The sequence below is a fragment of the Kribbella sp. VKM Ac-2571 genome (assembly GCF_004362255.1).
Lineage (GTDB): Bacteria > Actinomycetota > Actinomycetes > Propionibacteriales > Kribbellaceae > Kribbella > Kribbella pratensis.
In genome coordinates this window covers 1-16,896 of sequence record NZ_SNWS01000018.1, presented here as the reverse complement: position 1 = coordinate 16,896, position 16,896 = coordinate 1, and the positions used below count along the sequence as shown (strand labels likewise).

The 16,896-nt window shown below is 68.5% G+C and carries 13 protein-coding genes and 1 pseudogene; 6 read left to right on the top strand and 8 right to left on the bottom strand.

What is annotated here, in order from left to right:
* Positions 1-72: 72 nt before the first annotated feature.
* Both EV651_RS32105 and EV651_RS32100 read right to left on the bottom strand, forming a co-directional pair.
* The gene (locus EV651_RS32105) at positions 73-1,404 is read right to left on the bottom strand and encodes an ABC transporter substrate-binding protein (RefSeq protein WP_133789026.1); all 1,332 of its coding nucleotides are present in this window, start codon (positions 1,402-1,404) and stop codon (positions 73-75) included.
* Positions 1,405-1,464: 60 nt separating this feature from the next.
* A complete protein-coding gene (locus EV651_RS32100; RefSeq protein ID WP_133789025.1) occupies positions 1,465-4,266 on the bottom strand; it encodes an alpha-L-rhamnosidase in 2,802 nt (933 codons plus the stop codon).
* Positions 4,267-4,464: 198 nt separating this feature from the next.
* Here EV651_RS32100 and EV651_RS32095 point away from each other — a divergent pair, with 198 nt between their 5' ends.
* Complete coding sequence (locus EV651_RS32095; protein ID WP_133789024.1) at positions 4,465-5,373, top strand: AraC family transcriptional regulator; 909 nt, start codon at positions 4,465-4,467, stop codon at positions 5,371-5,373.
* Here EV651_RS32095 and EV651_RS32090 read toward each other — a convergent pair.
* Positions 5,299-6,030 (bottom strand): TetR/AcrR family transcriptional regulator C-terminal domain-containing protein, encoded by a 732-nt coding sequence (locus EV651_RS32090; protein ID WP_133789023.1) that lies wholly within the window; start codon positions 6,028-6,030, stop codon positions 5,299-5,301. The two genes, EV651_RS32095 and EV651_RS32090, sit on opposite strands and share 75 nt — an antisense overlap.
* Positions 6,031-6,118: 88 nt before the next feature.
* Between EV651_RS32090 and EV651_RS32085 the strand changes: the two genes are divergently transcribed.
* On the top strand, positions 6,119-7,306 hold the full coding sequence (locus tag EV651_RS32085; RefSeq protein WP_133789022.1) for an FAD-dependent monooxygenase: 1,188 nt from the start codon (positions 6,119-6,121) through the stop codon (positions 7,304-7,306).
* Here EV651_RS32085 and EV651_RS32080 read toward each other — a convergent pair.
* Both EV651_RS32080 and EV651_RS32075 read right to left on the bottom strand, forming a co-directional pair.
* Complete coding sequence (locus EV651_RS32080) at positions 7,274-7,732, bottom strand: PGPGW domain-containing protein (RefSeq protein ID WP_133789021.1); 459 nt, start codon at positions 7,730-7,732, stop codon at positions 7,274-7,276. The genes EV651_RS32085 and EV651_RS32080 overlap by 33 nt on opposite strands.
* Positions 7,733-7,752: 20 nt before the next feature.
* Positions 7,753-9,888, bottom strand: a complete 2,136-nt coding sequence (locus EV651_RS32075; protein WP_133789020.1) for a peptidoglycan DD-metalloendopeptidase family protein — start codon at positions 9,886-9,888, stop codon at positions 7,753-7,755.
* Positions 9,889-10,111: 223 nt separating this feature from the next.
* Here EV651_RS32075 and lpdA point away from each other — a divergent pair, with 223 nt between their 5' ends.
* On the top strand, positions 10,112-11,509 hold the full coding sequence (gene lpdA / locus EV651_RS32070) for a dihydrolipoyl dehydrogenase (RefSeq protein ID WP_133789019.1): 1,398 nt from the start codon (positions 10,112-10,114) through the stop codon (positions 11,507-11,509).
* Between the two features lie 54 nt (positions 11,510-11,563).
* Here lpdA and EV651_RS32065 read toward each other — a convergent pair whose 3' ends face one another.
* The gene (locus EV651_RS32065; protein ID WP_133789174.1) at positions 11,564-11,959 is read right to left on the bottom strand and encodes a RidA family protein; all 396 of its coding nucleotides are present in this window, start codon (positions 11,957-11,959) and stop codon (positions 11,564-11,566) included.
* Positions 11,960-12,018: 59 nt separating this feature from the next.
* Between EV651_RS32065 and EV651_RS32060 the strand changes: the two genes are divergently transcribed.
* Positions 12,019-13,131 (top strand): YafY family protein, encoded by a 1,113-nt coding sequence (locus EV651_RS32060; protein WP_202870609.1) that lies wholly within the window; start codon positions 12,019-12,021, stop codon positions 13,129-13,131.
* Here EV651_RS32060 and EV651_RS42670 read toward each other — a convergent pair.
* Positions 13,075-13,416, bottom strand: a pseudogene (locus EV651_RS42670) (TrmO family methyltransferase); the annotation flags it as partial. The gene EV651_RS32060 and the pseudogene EV651_RS42670 overlap by 57 nt on opposite strands.
* A complete protein-coding gene (locus EV651_RS32050; protein WP_133789017.1) occupies positions 13,413-14,168 on the bottom strand; it encodes a metallophosphoesterase in 756 nt (251 codons plus the stop codon). The pseudogene EV651_RS42670 and the gene EV651_RS32050, both read right to left, overlap by 4 nt.
* Positions 14,169-14,273: 105 nt before the next feature.
* On the opposite strand from EV651_RS32050, the gene EV651_RS32045 reads away from it, so the two are divergent.
* Positions 14,274-15,632, top strand: coding sequence for an NAD(P)/FAD-dependent oxidoreductase (locus EV651_RS32045; RefSeq protein ID WP_133789016.1), 1,359 nt, complete (start codon positions 14,274-14,276; stop codon positions 15,630-15,632).
* Positions 15,633-15,677: 45 nt separating this feature from the next.
* Positions 15,678-16,697 (top strand): energy-coupling factor ABC transporter permease, encoded by a 1,020-nt coding sequence (locus EV651_RS32040; protein WP_133789015.1) that lies wholly within the window; start codon positions 15,678-15,680, stop codon positions 16,695-16,697.
* The last annotated feature ends 199 nt before the right edge of the window (positions 16,698-16,896 follow it).

Here is a 16,896-nt window from a genome sequence, read left to right as displayed (position 1 = left end):
GAGGGAAGGTCGGGAGTTACAGCCCCATGACCCGCCGCGCCGGAGGTGTGGCATCGATGCGGTCATGGGGCCTCACCAACCCGCCAGCCCGAGTTGCTGGGCCTGCTTCTTGACGTCTTCGTCGTACCGGGCGGCGCCGTCCTTTGCCTTGCGGATGCCGGACCCGACCTCGACGGTGATCTGCTCCAGCGACGGGCCTTTCACCGGCGAGAGGAACTCCAGCGCCAGGCTGGACGCGCCCGGCTTGTCGAGGTACGGCTGCATGTCCTTGATGGCCTGCGGTACGTCGTTGCCGAGCGTGCAGCCCTTGACCGCGTACGGACCGGTCGGTGCGCCGGCCTTGGTCTGCGACGCGCAGCCGTCCGGACTGGCGACGAAGGCGAGGAACTTCTTGGCGGCGTCGAGCTTGTCGCCCTCGGTGGTCTTCGGGATGTAGAGGCCGCCGGGCGTCCACAGCGTCAGGCCGTTCTTGCTCGCGTCGTCACCAGGCAGCGCGAACAGTCCGACGGTCTTGGCCGCGTCCGGGTAGGTGGCGATCATGTTGGCGACCACGCCGGACAGGATCGGGTAGTGCGCACCCTTGCCGGTGGCAAGCATCTTGAGACCGTCCGGCAGTTTGGCCGAGGCGAAGTCCTTGTTCTCGTAGCCGGCGTCGTGGACGGCCTCGGTGTGCTCGAACCCCTTCAGCGCGGCCGGTGACGTCGCGTACTTCGCCTGGTTCTTGGTGTACTTGTCGGCGAAGTCCGGCTCGGCCGCGGAGACGTTGTGGAAGTCTCCGAGGACGAACAGCTGCGAGGTCCAGGTCTCGCCGTACGTCTGGATGACGGGGGCGACGCCACCGCCGCCGGCTTTGATCTTGGCGTTGTTGGCCATGAACTCGGCCCAGGTCTTCGGAATCTTCAGCCCGAGTTTCTCGTAGACCGGGATGCTGTACAGGACCGCGCCACCCATGAATCCGCCGACGGGTGCGCCGTACACCTGGCCCTCGGCGGTCACCGTCTTCTTGAAGTTGTCGTCCAGGTTGGCGACCCAGGGCTCGTCGTTGACCGAGAGCAGGTTCTTCTGCGGTGCGATCGCGTTGAACAGGGACCCGGTGTTGTAGTTGAACACGTCGACCATGTCGCCGGTCGACAACCGGGTCTTGATGATGTTGTCGCCCTCGGTGCCACCCGGCCGGGTCTCGACCTTCACGGTGATGTTCGAGTTCTTGGCGTGGAAGTCCTTGGCGAGTTGCTCGGCCTCCTTCACGTCCTGGTCCTGGTTCGTGGTCAGGTACGTGATCTCGACCGCGCCGCTGCCACCGGCGTCGTCGCTGGATCCGAGACTGCCCGCGCTGCACGCGGCAAGGGTTAGGGAACAGACAGCCAGCAGTGCGAGACCGCTGGCTCCTGGGCGGAACCTCATCGTGACCTCCAAGGGATGTACATCGCGGCAGCGGGGCGGTCGGTGAGTTGGGTTGGTGGGTTAGTGGCTGAGACGTGCGTCGAGCTCGGCCTGCAGGGCCTGGGCGTCGGGGTTCTTGCGGAAGCGGCCGAGCACCGGGATCAGCTCCGCGGCCGGATTGTCGAGGTAGCGCTCCAAACGGGCGGTGAGGTCCGTGTCGGCGGCGACCACCTCGTCTTCGATGGCGGCCGCGACGATCGCGGTCCAGGCCGGTGCGTTGTCGATCAGCTGGCGGATCGTGGCGTCGGCGGGCACGCCCGGCGTCTCGGCGTACGGGTCGGCGGCGGTCCACTCGTGCGTCCCGTGACCGACCTCGTTCGGCTCGTCCTGTCCAGGAACGGAGACGCTGGCGCGTGACCCGACCGGAACTGTCACCGACAGCGTGACCTGACCGTTCGAGCGGGCCCACGCCACGGATGCCTCGCCGTACGGCGTGAGGTGCTTGGCCGAGGCCTTCGTCAGGTGGTCGGTGACGAGCGGGCGCACCTCGAAGGTCCGGTAACCGGGATCGACCGCGGCCAGCCCCGCGACCCGGCGGTGCATCCAGTCTGCGACGGCGCCGAGGGCGTAGTGGTTGAACGACGTCATCTCGCCGGGGTTGATGCTGCCGTCGGGCAGCATGCTGTCGTAGCGTTCCCAGACCGTCGTGGCTCCCATCGTCACTGCGTACAGCCAAGACGGGCACCCTGTCTGTAGCAAGAGGCGGTATGCCAGGTCAGGATGTCCGGAATCGGCCAGTGCGTCGGAGATCAGCGGCGTTCCGACGAATCCGGTACTGATCCGGAAACTCGACGTCCGGACGAGGTCGGCGAGGCGCTCGCCGGCGCCGCGGCGCTGGGTGTCGGTCGGCAGCAGAGCCCACTGCAGGGCGAGCGCGTAGGTCGTTGCCGCGTCGCTCAATACCCGGCCACCGGCGGTGACGTACTCGGCGGCAAACGCCTTCCGTACGCCGTCGGCCAGCGTGGCGTACTGACGGGCGACGTCCGGCTGGCCGACGATCTCTGCGGCCTGCGCGACAACCTCGGCCGAGCGGGCCAGATGCGCGGTCGCGACCACGTCGGCGTCGGCCTTGGCCTTGAACGCGTTCTCCGGGGGAGCCGTCGGGTCGAGCCAGTCACCGAACTGGAAGCCGCCCGACCAAAGGAGGTTGCTGCCGGCCAGATCGGCCATCTTGTCGACCCACGCACGCATGCTCGGCAACTGCCGGGCGAGCAGACCGGCGTCGCCCGTGCGCTGGTAGATCACCCAGGGCACGATCGTTGCCGCGTCACCCCAAGCCGCGGTCGCCGGGTGCTCGTCCTTCAGCACGTCCGGGATGACGTACGGCACGGAGCCGTCCTTCTGCTGTTCGGCGGCCAGGTCGGCGAGCCAGTTGGTGAGGAAGCCGGCGGTGTCGAACAGGAACGTCGCGGTCGGCGAGAAGACCTGGATGTCGCCGGTCCAGCCCAGGCGCTCGTCGCGCTGCGGGCAGTCGGTCGGTACGTCGACGAAGTTGCCGCGCATGCCCCAGACCACGTTCTCGTGGAACTTGTTGAGCAGCTCGTCGGACGATTCGAACCAGCCGGTGCGGCGCAGGTCGGTGCCGACGACGACCGCCACGATGTCGTCCTTGGAAAGAGCGCTCACTCCCGTGACTTCGGCGTACCGGAAGCCGTGGAAGGTGAGCGGCGAGTCGAGGGTCACCTCGTCGGGGCCGGCGAGGATGTAGGTGTCGGTCGCTTTCGCGGTGCGGAGCGGGCGGACGCCGAGCTCGCCGTTCTCCAGGACTTCCGCGTGCCGCAGCACGATCTCGTCGCCCTCGGCCTGGCCGCGAACCGTGAGGCGGACGCGGCCGACGAGGTTCTGGCCGAAATCGACGAGGGTCTTGCCGCTCGGGGACGTGGTGATCTCGACCGCCGGCAGGACGTCGGTGATCCGGACCGGCGGGCCGTCGGGAGCGACGAGCAGGTTCAGGTCGGCGTCGAGAACGTCCACCAGAGAGCGCTCTCCGGGTTGTCTGCGCAGGTCCGTGGTCTGCCCGTCGTACAGGTCGTCGGCGAGGACGTTGCTCTCCCGGGAGGTCCAGGTGCCGTCGCTCGCGAACGTGTGGATCTGGCCGTCCTCGGTGGTGACCTCGAGTTGGGCGAGGACGGCGAGGCGTTCGCCGTACAACTGCTTCTGGTGCTGGAACCCGATCCGGCCGCGGTACCAGGCGTTGCCGACGAGGAACTCGAGCGTGTTCTCACCAGGTCGAACAAGCTCGGTCACGTCGTACGTCTGGTAGCGGAGCCGGAACTGGTACGACGTCCAGCCGGGCGCGAGCTCCTCGTTCCCGACCCGTTGCCCGTTGAGCTCGGGGATGTAGATGCCGTGCGCAGTCGCGTACAGACGGGCCTTCACGACGCCGTCCGGGAGGTTCGCTGTGCCGGCGATCAGCGGAGCGGGGGAGCCGTGCGGGTTGTTCTTCGGGCTGACGAACCGGGCGGTCCAGTCGTCGGGCGTGAGCAGCCCGGTCTCGACTGTTGCTGGCTCGCTCCACTCGCTCCAGTCGTCGTTCCCCCGGACGCGGACCCGCACCTGAGCGGACTCACGCGAGGTGAGCGCCGCAGCCGGCCACGGCACCAGCACCTGGTCGGGGGACTGGACGGTGAAGACCTCTGTGGTTCCGGTGGTGATCTCGACCTCGTACGCCGTCTGCGCGTAGCCGGCGTCCGCGGTTGGGACCTGCCAGGAGATCCGCGGGCTCGCAGTGCCGAGGCCCAGAACTGTGCCGTCTTCTGGGCCGGATTCTGGTGCCTGCTGATGCTCGAAGCGGAGGGCGGTGGGTGCGGCGAGTTGCGACATGTGACTCCAACCAGGGCGCTGATCAGGACGGTCTGTGAAACGATTCATTGGGTGCTCTGACAAAACGCTCGATCTTTGGCTGATGGACCGGCGAGGAGGTTTCGCCTGTTCCCTGATCCTGCGACCGGCAGTCGCCGGCTACTAGCCCGATGTGCACTCGATCTAGCACGATCTGCACCTTGGCTCGTATCGTGAGGCATGGCCGACGAGCCGGTGAGGACCCGCGGGACCGTGCTGCACTTCGTCGAAGGGACGGTGGTGCACGCAGGTACACACCTGCACGAGAAGGCGCACCCGCTGCACACGCACAGCTTCTTCGAATTGCTGCTCGTCACAGCCGGTGAAGGCGTCCATCACAGCCTCGCCGGACGTCAGCGACTGCGGGCCGGTGATGCGATCCTGCTGCGTCCGGGGGTCTGGCACGAGTACGTCGACTGCGACGATCTCGAGGTCTACAACTGCTGCTTCTCCGCCGACCTGGTCCGGCGCGAGCTCGCCTGGGCGCGTGAGGATCCCTTGCTGGGTTACCTGTTGTGGACCGGTCCCTTCTCGGCCCAGCGTCGCGGCATGATCGCCACCCACCTCGATCCGGCGACCAGGAACGAGGCGGTCGGCCACCTCGACGGACTGCGCCGGCTACGGAACCAGCCGCCGAGCCGGCACCGCGGTGAGATCATCGGCTGGCTGTCGTTGTATCTCAGTTGCGTCGCGCGAACCGTCGCGGAAACCGACCAGCGCGGCGAGTACACCCATCCGGCCGTCGTCGACGCGATGCGGATGATGGAGGCCGACCCGGCCCGGCACTGGACGCTGACCGATCTCGCGGGGGAGCTGCACCTCGCACCCGGATACCTGGTCCGCCTCTTCAAGTCGGTGACCGGACTGCCGCCGATGGCGTACCTGTCCCGGCACCGCGTCGAGCTCGCGGCCGATCGCCTGCTGCACACCGACCTGCCGATCAACCGGATCGGGGAGTCCGTCGGCTGGCCCGACCAGAACTACTTCGCCCGCCGCTTCAAGTCCCACTACGGGCTACCCGCGTCGCTCTATCGGCAACGTTTCAATGCGATCCGGCACAGCTACCCGGCTGCGGACGAGAAGGTCTAGTCCGTCCAGGATCCGCTGCAGACCGAACTCCAGTCCCTGGTTCTCGCTGCCCGCCGACGTACGCATCGCGGCGGTCAGGTGCGGGAACCGATCGGCCTCGGTGGTGAGGATCTCGGCGAGCGACTGCTGCATGTCCTCCTCGCTCAGCCCGCTGGTGTGCCCAGGGAACGTCGTGGACTGCTGAGCGATGTTCCGGACGTGACTGGTGAGGACCAGGATCGAGTCGAACTGCTCGCCGCCGGTCAGGCCCGTGCCGGCGAGTGCCGCGACTCCACGCTCCATCCAGGCGAGCTCGTTCGGTCCGAGGAGCCGGCGTCCGATCGTCGACTGCAGCAGCCACGGGTGCCGCGTGAATCCGTCGTACAGGTCGATCGCCCACGTGCGGAGCGCCTCGCGCCACGGTAGGTCGGGACGGTCCGGCGGGCTGCCCATCGCGAGGTCGCTCATCACCGCGACCAGCTCGCTCTTGCCGGGGACGTACCGGTAGAGCGCCATCTTCGTGACCGGGAGCTCACCCGCGACGCGTTGCATCGAGACGGCGTCGAGGCCTTCGGCGTCCGCGATCGCGATCGCGACCTCGGCGATGGCGGTCAGCGTGATCGCGGGCTTCGGGCCGCGCGTCCGGGCCGGTTCCTTGCCCCAGAGCAGTTCGGTCATCGCCTTCCTTTCTGGAATTCGCTTGAACTGTGTCTACCATACACACTACTGTGTCCGGCAGACACAGTTACTCTCGATGGAGGCGACGATGAAGGTTCTGGTTTCGGGTGCGAGCGTGGCGGGCCCCTCGGCGGCGCTCTGGCTGGGCCGTGCGGGACATGACGTGACGGTGGTCGAGATCGCGCCCGCGCTGCGGCAGGGCGGGTACGCGGTGGACTTCCGCGGTGAGGTCTTCACCACCGTCCTGGAGCGCATGGGCGTGCTCGAGGACCTGCGGTCGCTACAGACCGGCGGGAATGCGATGCGGTTCGTCGACGAGTCGGGCCGCAAGTTGATGCGGCTGCCGGCCGAGTTCGCGGGCGGGGAGCTGGAGGTACTGCGGGCAGACCTGTCGCGGGTGTTGCACGAGCACAGCCGCGAGCAGGCGACGTACCGCTTCGGCGACTCGATCGCGAGCCTGGAGGAGCACGCGGACGGCGTGGACGTGCGGTTCGAGAGCGGTATCGAGGAGACGTACGACCTCGTGATCGGCGCGGACGGGATGCATTCCGTCGTACGGCGGCTGGCGTGGCCGGCGGAGCAGGTCGTCGAACGGCACCTCGACTACTACGTGGGCGGCTGGGAGGTCCCGAACACGCTGGGGATCTCCGGCGACACGCTGATGTACAACGTTCCCGGGAAGCTTGCGAGTGTCGGCGCGGACCGTCGCGATCCGGCGCTGGCGCAGACGCTGTTCGTGTTCAAATCGCCGGAGCTGAAGTACAACCGGCGCGACCTGGACCAGCAGAAGGCCATCCTGCTGGAGCAGTTCAGCGGTCTCGGCTGGCACGTCCCGGAGCTGCTCGAAGCGTTGCCGGCGGCAACGGAGCTGTACTTCGACTCGATCAGCCGGGTCCGCGTGGACCGCTGGTCGACCGACCGGATCGTGTTGCTCGGCGACGCGGGGTACGGCGCTACGTTCGGCGCGCTCGGCACCGGTACGGCGGTGGTCGGCGCCTACGTACTGGCGGGGGAGTTGGCGCAGGCACGCGGTGACTTCCGAACCGCGTTCGACCGGTACGAGGAGCGGTTGCGGAAGGCCGTGTCGAAGACCCAGGACGGCAGCCGTGCGGGCTCGTTCCTGGCCCCGGCGACCCGGTTCGGGATCGCGGCGCGGAACAAGATCCTGGACCGGCCGTTCTTCCTGAACCAGATGCTCAAGATGGCCCAGAACATGAGCGAACTGGTCGAGTTGCCGCCGTACTCAGTGCAGCAGGGGCAGTTTGTGCAGGAATGACTCCCACGAGTCGGGCAGCCAGCCCGGCACGCCGAGCGCGGCCAGGTAGAGCCAGATGACGACGAGCACGCAGACGAACAGCGCGAGTGTCCCGAGCGCCTTCAGCCAGGCGGGTTGCTTGCCGGTCCAGGCAGTGAGCGCCTTCACCCAGTCCTTGACCCGGTACAGCAGCCGCTGGGCCCACTCGAACTCGCTCGCGAGCACGGCGAGACCCGCGATGAACAACGGGATCCCGCCCGGTCCCGGCAACCATCCGGTCAACGGCGCGGCAATGATCAGCAGTCCGCCGAGAACGCCGACGCCGATCCGGTAGAACAGCAACTTCCGCGGATTCTCGCGAATCCGTCGCCGCCATTCCCACCGGTCGTCCGCCGCATCGAGCGTGACGTTGTGGTCGGTGCGGTCGGGACTCCTTTTCTCGGCCACGCCCCCAGCCTACCGGGCGGCTAGGAGGCGGCCGGGTTGCCGAACTCCCAATGCCAGGGCTCTTCACGGTTGCCGCCCTGGTCGGCCCAGGCCGGGTGCAGCCAGCCGTACGCCGACGCGTGCGACTTCATCCACTGGTATTGGGTGGTGTTGTACTTGTCGACGCCTCCGCACAGGTCGACCGCCACGCCCCAGCCGTGGTTGGACGTGCCCGGGAGCGCGGCCAGGGAGGGCTTGCGCTGATAGAGGCTGACCTGGGACGCGTACGAACGGTAGGAGTCCGTGATGCACAGTGACTTGCCGAACTGCGCACGGTAGTCCGATGCGAGCTTCAGGTAGGCCGCGGCGGCGTCGCACCTGAGCATGTGACCGGACCCGAGCGCGCACAGCTTGCCGGACGGAATCATGCCGTTGCTGTAGCCGCCCCACCCGGTGCTCGCGGACCCGGTGGCCAGGAACGGCATCGGGTTGACGGGGTCGCCGCCGAGCCGGACCTCGAAGTGCAGGTGCGGCCCGGTCGAGTTGCCTTCGGTGCCGACGGCACCGATCTGCTGCCCGGCCGTCACCTGCTGCCCGTCGGCGACGTCGACCCGGCTCAGGTGGGCGTAGAGCGTTTCGAGGCCGTTCCCGTGGTCGATCCGCACCAGGTTGCCGGCCCAGGCGGGGTGCTCGACGCGTACGACGCCGGACGTCACGGCGCGTACCGTCGTACCGACCGCGGCCGGGAAGTCCTGGCCGGTGTGGAATCCGGTCGACCACATGGATCCCGACTGACCGAACGGCGTACCGATCTCGTAGGTCCCGTCCGGCAGCGGCCAGGTCCAGGAGCCCGAGCCGACGTCGTACGACGTGGCCGTGTTACCGCACCGGAACGCGTACGCCTCGGACGTCGCCACCGGCGCGACCTGCGGCTTGGTCGGGGCGCCGAGCGTCGGTCGGAGCGCGGCGTACAGGTTGTCGGGGACGGTCGTGACGACGACCGAGCCCTTCGACTCGTCCGCGGCGATCATCTCGCCGTTGTCGAGTGCGATGCCGATGTGGACGAGGCCGAGGGACTTGCTGCCCATGACGAGCAGGTCGCCGGGCTGGATCTGCGCGTTCGGGACGGCCTGGTAGTTCGGGTAGACCTTGCCGACCAGGTTCGGCAGGGTCGTGTACGGCTGCCACGCGACGCGGGCCGCGCCGAGGCAGCCGTACTTGTCCGGGCCGGTCGCGGCGACGCCGTACGGCTTCCCGACCAGGCTGAAGGCTTGATTGACCGCCCGGATCGTCTCGGCCGACATCACGCGGACGGTTCGGCCGGCGACGGACACCGAGGCAACACCGGGGACTGCTGCACCGCGGCGGGTCAGCGGTGCCAGCCCGGTCGGCAGTGTTCTCGGATTCTTCAGTACGGCGGCGGCCGGGGGAGTGACCTTCGTGGCGGCGAGCTCAGTCAGATAGGTCTGCCAGCGTGCGAGCGCCTGCTGGTTGCGGGCCAGCTGGAGCTGCTTCGAGAGCGCGGAGGCGACGTCGAGATCGGCCGTCTGATCGGCCATCGCCGCGGATGCGCTGGCGGCCTTGTGCTGGACCTGGTTGCTGAGCTCCTGGGCCTTGGCGGCGGCCTCGTTCGCGGCGGCGCGCTTCGTGGTCGCTTCCGCCTTGAGCCGGTTGGACTCGGCTTCAGCAGCCATGGCCTTGTTGTACTGCGACACGTGCGTGCTGCCGAGCTGCGTGATCGCGGTCTGCCGGTCGGCGATCTCCTGCAGGTTCTCGGCGATCGGGGCGAGCGACCAGAGCATCGACTCGGTACCCATCACGGTCGGAATACCCAGCTGGTACGCCTGCGCGGTGATCACGCCGAGCCGGCGGCGCTCCTGGTCGGACAGGCCCTTGGAGGCCGTCGCGCTGGCTTCCGCCTTCTTCGCGGCAGCCTCGGCGGCCTGCGCCTCCTTCAGCGCCTTCGTGTAGGCGATCGTCGCCTTCGCGAAGTCGGCCTGGACAGCGGCGGCTTCGGCCTGGAGCTGCTCGAGCGAGCGGTTGACATCGGTGACGGAGGCAGGCGGCGGCTCGGTCGTGGACGGCGTCGGGTCGGCGTACGCTGCCGGGACGGCGACCGCCGCCAGCAGTATGCCGAGTGCCGCGAACCGCAGCCCCTTGCGTCTCCCCAGTCCCATCCGTCCCCCATCACTTCTCGCCTCACGCGCCAGGCCAGCGTAGGCGTCGAACGGTCCGCGCGGAACCCGGTTCGACGGACCGTGACCGTTCGGCCGACGGCTGATCGGGCGAACGGAGGACAACAGGGCGCGATCGGCCCCACCAGTGACCCGGATCACCCGCCCGGGCGCACCGCCGTACCACTGCGCCGTGGGACTGGTGCGACCTATTAAAGTTCACTGCATGGCCTCGCACTTTGACGTTGTTGTCCTCGGCGCCGGTCCCGGCGGGTACGTCGCGGCGATCCGCGCTGCCCAGCTCGGGCTCAAGACCGCCATCATCGAGAAGAAGTACTGGGGCGGTGTCTGCCTGAACGTGGGCTGTATCCCGTCCAAGGCGCTGCTGCGGAACGCCGAGCTGTCGCACATCTTCCGGACGGAGGCGAAGACCTTCGGCATCAGCGGCGAGGTGACCTTCGACTTCCCGACCGCGGTGCAGCGCAGCCGGAAGGTCGCGGACGGCCGGGTCAAGGGCGTCCACTTCCTGATGAAGAAGAACAACATCACCGAGTTCGACGGCTGGGGTTCGTTCACCGACGCCAACACCCTCGACGTGACGCTGAACGACGGCTCGTCGGAGACCGTCACCTTCGGTTCCTGCATCGTGGCGACCGGCGCGACCACCAAGCTGCTGCCGGGCACCCAGCTCAGCGAGCGCGTGGTGACCTACGAGGAGCAGATCCTTACCGAGGAGCTGCCCGGCTCGATCGTGATCGCCGGCGCGGGCGCGATCGGTGTCGAGTTCGCGTACGTGCTGGCGAACTACGGCGTGAAGGTGACGATCGTCGAGTTCCTCGACCGGATGGTCCCGCTCGAGGACCCGGAGGTCTCCAAGGAGCTCGCGCGGGCGTACAAGAAGCTCGGCGTCGACGTGCTGACGTCCACGCGGGTCGACTCGATCGACGACTCCGGCGCCTCGGTCAAGGTCACCGTGACGGGCAAGGACGGCGTACAGCAGACGATCGAGGCCGACAAGGTCATGCAGGCGATCGGCTTCCAGCCGCGCGTCGACGGCTACGGCCTGGACAAGATCGGCGTACAGCTCACCGAGCGCGGTGCGATCGGCGTCGACGGCTTCTGCCGGACCAACGTGCCGAACATCTTCGCGATCGGCGACGTGACCGCGAAGCTGATGCTCGCGCACGCGGCCGGGGCGATGGGCGTGATCGCGGCCGAGACGATCGCGGGTCACGAGACGATGGAGCTCGACTACGCGATGATCCCGCGGGCGACCTTCTGCCAGCCGCAGATCGCCAGCTTCGGGTACACCGAGGAAGAGGCCCGCAAGCTCGGCCACGACGTGAAGGTCGCCAAGTTCCCGTTCACCGCGAACGGCAAGGCGCACGGCCTCGGCGACCCGACCGGCTTCGTCAAGGTGATCAGCGACAGCAAGTACGGCGAACTTCTCGGCGCGCACCTGATCGGCCCCGAGGTCACCGAGCTCCTGCCCGAGCTGACCCTGGCCCAGAAGTGGGACCTGACCACGAAGGAACTGGCCCGCAACGTCCACGCCCACCCCACCCTGAGCGAAGCCCTCCAGGAAGCCTTCCACGGCCTCGAAGGCCACATGATCAACTTCTAGCCCGAGTTGGGGAGGGTTTCGTGCCGCTCTGGGCGCACAACCCTCCCCAACCCACTAGTCGACGGCGGTAGCTTCGAGCTCGACCAGTTGGCCGGGGACTGCCAGGCGCGTGACGCCGAGCATTGTCGTGGCGGGGGCGACGCCTGCGGCTGCGAGGCGTGCGGCCAGTACGCCGTAGTGCGGGAACAGAAGGTCGACGTCGGTCGTGTAGACGTTGAGGCGGACGAGGTTCGTGAGGGACATACCGGCCTCGGTGAGTATTGCCTCCAGGTTGTCGAGGCTCAGTGCGAGCTGTGCGGGCAGATCGCCGTCGTGCTGCGGTTTGCCGTCGGCGTCCATCGCGGTCTGGCCGGAGCAGTACAGCGTCCGGGTGTGACCTGCGACCAGCTCGCCCTGGTTGAAGCCCAGCTCCAGTGACCATGGCACCGGGTTGACTGCGGTTCGTTCAATCGTCATGCTGGCGAGCTTTCCAACAAATCACGACATCCTTGGTCAGGTATTGTTCCGGGGTGCGCGCCGACCGGTTGGTCTCGCTGGTGTTGCTGCTGCGTCAGCGCGGCCGGCTGACCGCGGACGTGCTCGCCCGCGAGCTTGAGGTGTCGACGCGCACCGTGCTGCGGGATATCGAGGCGCTGTCCGCTGCGGGCATCCCGGTGTACGCCGAGCGTGGGCGGCACGGCGGATTCGCATTGCTACCGGGGTTCCGGACCGAGCTGACCGGGCTGAATCACGACGAGGCGCTGGCGTTGCTGACCGCCGGCTCGGGACGAGGCGAACAGGTCTTCGGTCTCAGCTCGGCGCTGGCGTCGGCGATGCGCAAGGTGGTCGACGCGCTTCCCGAAAGCCATCGGGCCACCGCGAGCGAAGCGGCGCAGCGGATCCTGGTCGACCCGGAGACGGACCTGCTCTCGCGTCGGCTGATCACCAAAGAGGTACCCGATGCCACGATGCTCGAGGTCCGGCGCGCGGTGCTGGCCGGCCACAAACTGCGCATCCTGTACACCGCCACTCGACAGGAACCGCAGTGGCGCACGGTCGACCCGATCGGCCTGGTCACCGTACGCGACCGGGGTTACCTGCTGGCCAGAAGATCCGGCGAGGACCGCACGTACCGACTCTCCCGAATGCAAGCCGCCGAGGAACTCTCCGAGCCGGCGGAGCGTCCGAACCAGGTCGATCTGGACCGCATCTGGCGCGATCGCTCCGCCCAGTTCCTCTCCGACGGCCACCTCACGGTCCTGGTGCGGGTCAACCCAGCACGCCGCGAAGACCTACTGAACGCCGCAGTGGCTGTCCGAGCCGAAGCCCCCGAACCCGACGCCGAGGGCTGGCTCCACCTCGAACTGACCTTCCAAGACTCGTGGCACGCCGAATGGGCTCTCTGGCAACTCGGCGCCAACGCGGAAGCCCTCACACCCCAGTCGCTCCGCACCGCCCTCCACCATCGAGCCACCACTATGGCCACCCGCTACGAGTCGCTGATCGACGCGGGGTCAGCGTTCGTGGATGTCCCCCAGGACGGGCTTGACGTCGACGACCGGGGTGCCGTCGAGGGCTTCCAGGTTGTTGACGTGGAGACGGAGGCCATCGACGGCCAGGACCGCGACTCGATGGAGGCCTAGGGGGTTGGGGCGGTCGGGGGAGCGGGTGCTGAAGACTCCGGTCGCCGGGCGGGACGCGTCGCCTCGGGGATGGACCGCCTGTACGGCGCGGTCGGCTCGGTCGAACCAGGTGATCAGGATGAGTTCGTCGCCGGGTGTGATGTCGGCGAGGGCAGCGCGGACCGATTCGTCGAAGACCACCCACGCGTCGGGGGCGCCTTCGTCGCCCTGACGGGGAGCATCGGCACGCTCCCGCAGGCTCGACTCGACCCGGGCGATCGGGTGCAGAACCAAGGGGCCCGTCATCGCGGGAACCTGTAGACGGTCTGGAGGGGTTCGCCCGGCACGTGCACATGGAGGGCGAGACCGGGCTCGGCAGTGGGGTCGACCAGCGACCCTGTTGGGCTCTCAGGTTCGAAGGGGAGCGGGACCGACGAGCGGATGCCGGGGGCGACTCGGAGCGGGATGCCGGCGAAGGTTGCTGTGATGGCGTTGTGGACGTGGCCCGCGAAAAGCGCGGTGACCGGCTTGTCCTGGAGCACGGCGGCGAACGGCTCGCGCGTGCGGAGCATCCACTGGTCCATCGTCGGGTGATGCAGGTTGAACGGCGGCTGGTGGAACGCGACGAACACCGGTCCGTCGAAGGGTTCCCGCAGTACGCCGTCCAGCCAGGCCAACGACTCCTCCGGCAGCAGACCGTGGTCCTCGCCCGGCACCGTCGTGTCGAGCAGCACGAAACGGGCCTCGCCGACATCACGCACCTGATGCACCGGGTGCCCCTCACCCGGCGCGTCGACGAACGACGCGAGCCCGGCGCGGAACGGCGTACTCACATCGTGGTTGCCCGGCAACACCAGCACGGGCACGTCCAGCTTCAGCTCCTCGGCAAGCTCGGCGTACTCCTCCGACAGGCCGTGATCCGCCAGATCGCCGGTGACCAGGACGGCGTCGACCGGCCGCCGGAACTCTCGCAGGTACGACGTGATTCGCCGCAGCCGCGACCGCGCCTCCTCCGAGCCGTCGAGATGCGGGTCACTGAGGTGCGCGATCACGTACATGGGCAGCAGATTAGCCGCCGAACCGCCTGGCCGGCCTCCTGATATCGCGATGACGCGCGGGGTGGGGACTTGGCCGGTTCGGGCTGCTCTGGGAGATTGGGCGGCATGGCTGAACAGGTGGATGTCGTCGTGGTGGGGCTCGGGGTCGGCGGGGAGGAGACGGCCGGGAGGCTGGCACAGGCCGGGCTGCGGGTGGTCGGGATCGAATCCCGGCTGGTCGGCGGTGAGTGCCCGTACTACGGGTGCATCCCGAGCAAGATGATGATCCGGGCCGCGAACCTGATCGCCGAGACCCGTCGCGTCGACGGCATCGCCGGTACGGCGAGCGTGCAGCCGGACTGGACGCCGGTCGCGAAGCGGATCCGCGAGGAGGCGACCGACACCTGGAACGACCAGGTCGCGGTCGACCGGCTGGTGGACAAGGGCGCGACCGTCATCAAGGACGTCGCCACGATCACCGGCCCGAGCACGGTCCGCGCCGGCGACACCGAGTACGAAGCGGCCCGAGGCATCGTGATCGCGACCGGGACGGTCCCGTCCGTCCCGCCGATCGACGGCCTGGCCGGTACGCCGTACTGGACGAACCGGGAGGCGATCGAGGTCGAGACGCTGCCCGAGTCGCTCGTCGTCCTCGGCGGCGGCGCGATCGGCATGGAGCTGGCGCAGGTGTTCGCCCGCTTCGGCGTCCGGGTGACCGTGGTCGAAGGTGCTCCTGAGGTGCTGCCGATGGAGGAGCCGGAGTCGGGCGAGCTGGCCCGCGAGGCGATGGAGCGCGACGGCGTGACGTTCCGCCTCGGCGCGCACGCGCAGCAGATCGGGTACGCCGACGGCACGTTCAGCGTCACGCTCGCGGACGGGGCGACGGTCTCCGGCGAGAAGTTGCTGGTGGCAACCGGTCGGCGGGTGGCGACCGCGGAGCTCGGCCTGGACAAACTCGGTCTGGACCCGTCGGCGCGGCGGGTCGAGGTCGACGAGCACGTCCGCGCGGGCGACAAGGTCTGGGCGGTCGGCGACGTCACCGGCGTCGGCGCGTTCACCCACAACGCCATGTACCAGGCCGACATCGCGGTCCGCGACATCCTCCAGGAGGCGGACGCCCCGACAGCGAGCTACCACGCGATGCCGCGGGTCACGTTCACCGACCCGGAGATCGGCGCGGTCGGGCTGACCGAGAAGCAGGCACGGGACGCGGGGCTGAACGTGCGGACCGCGTCGACCCCGATCCCGGCCTCGACGCGCGGCTGGATCCACAAGGCCGGCAACGAGGGCTTCATCAAGGTGATCATGGACGCCGACCGCGGCGTGCTGGTCGGCGCGACGAGCGCGGGCCCGACGGGTGGCGAGGTGCTCAGCGCGCTGGCGGTCGCGGTGCATGCCGCCGTACCGGTGAACACGCTGCGTCAGATGATCTACGCGTATCCGACCTTCCACCGTGCGATCAGCGAGGCGCTCAAGGAGCTGTGAGACTGCTTGTTGCGATTCGGTCGCAACAAGAACAACAATGAGCGCGTGCATGTCCCTGACGGTTTCTTCAACGCGCCAACGTCCGTCGCCACTGGTCTGATCGCGGCCGGGGCGGTCGGCTTCAGCCTGCAGCGGGCGAACCGCGAGCTCCGCGAGACCGGTCCGGCGCTGGCCGGGCTGACCGCGGCGTTCGTGTTCGCGGTGCAGATGGTGAACTTCCCGGTCGGCGCGGGTACCAGCGGTCACCTGCTCGGCGGCGCGCTCGCGGCGGCGCTGGTCGGGCCGTGGACCGCCGTACTGGTGATGTCGACGGTGCTCCTGGTGCAGGGGCTGTTGTTCGCCGACGGCGGTCTGACGGCGCTGGGTACGAACATCACGTTGATGGGCCTGATCACCGTGCTCGTCGGGTACTTCCTGACACGGGCGCTGATGAAGGTGCTGCCGCGGAGGGTCGGCAGCGTCGTACCGGCCGCGACCGTCGGCGCGCTGGTGTCGGTACCTGTCGCGGCCCTGGCGTTCACCGGGCTGTACTCGATCGGTGGCGCGGTCGACATCCCGCTCGGCAAACTCGCGACCGCGATGGTCGGCTGGCACGTTCTGGTCGGGATCGGCGAGGCGGTGATCACCGCGGCCGTGCTGAGCGCGGTCGTCGCGACCCGGCCGGACCTCGTGTACGCCGCTCGGCACCTGCAGCAGGACCTTGTTCTGGTCGATGCCGACGGCAACACCTCCACGGTGTCACCGGACCGGCCGATCGCCGTGAAGCCGGCCGGCCGCTCCCTCGGCGTGGGGATTGCGGTGACGCTGCTCGTCGCGGGCGGGCTGAGCCTGTTCGCGAGCGCGCACCCGGACGGGCTGGAGTTCGTCGGCGCCAAGCTCGGGTTCGAGGGTGCGGCGAAGGACTCGGCGGTCGCGGGCAGTCCGCTGGCCGATTACGGCGTACACGGAATCGGCAATGCACAGGTTTCCGGTGCACTGGCCGGGATCATCGGCGTACTGGTGACGATCGTCGTCGGCCTCGCGATCGCCAAGCTCGCGTCACTCCGCGCCAACAAAGCGTCATGAACTGTATTGATTGCGCGACTCCGTCGCGCGGGTCATGGGGCTGTTACTCCCGCCCTTCCCTCGTCGCTCCGGTCGCTTCGCTCCCTGCGCTCCTCAGTCCAGGGCGGGAGGCCCCATGACACTCCCTGTGTCAACCTCAGGCAGCGACGGGCTTGTTGAGCGCTGCTGCGGCACCGTGTTTGGCGGGGTCGTAGGGGAC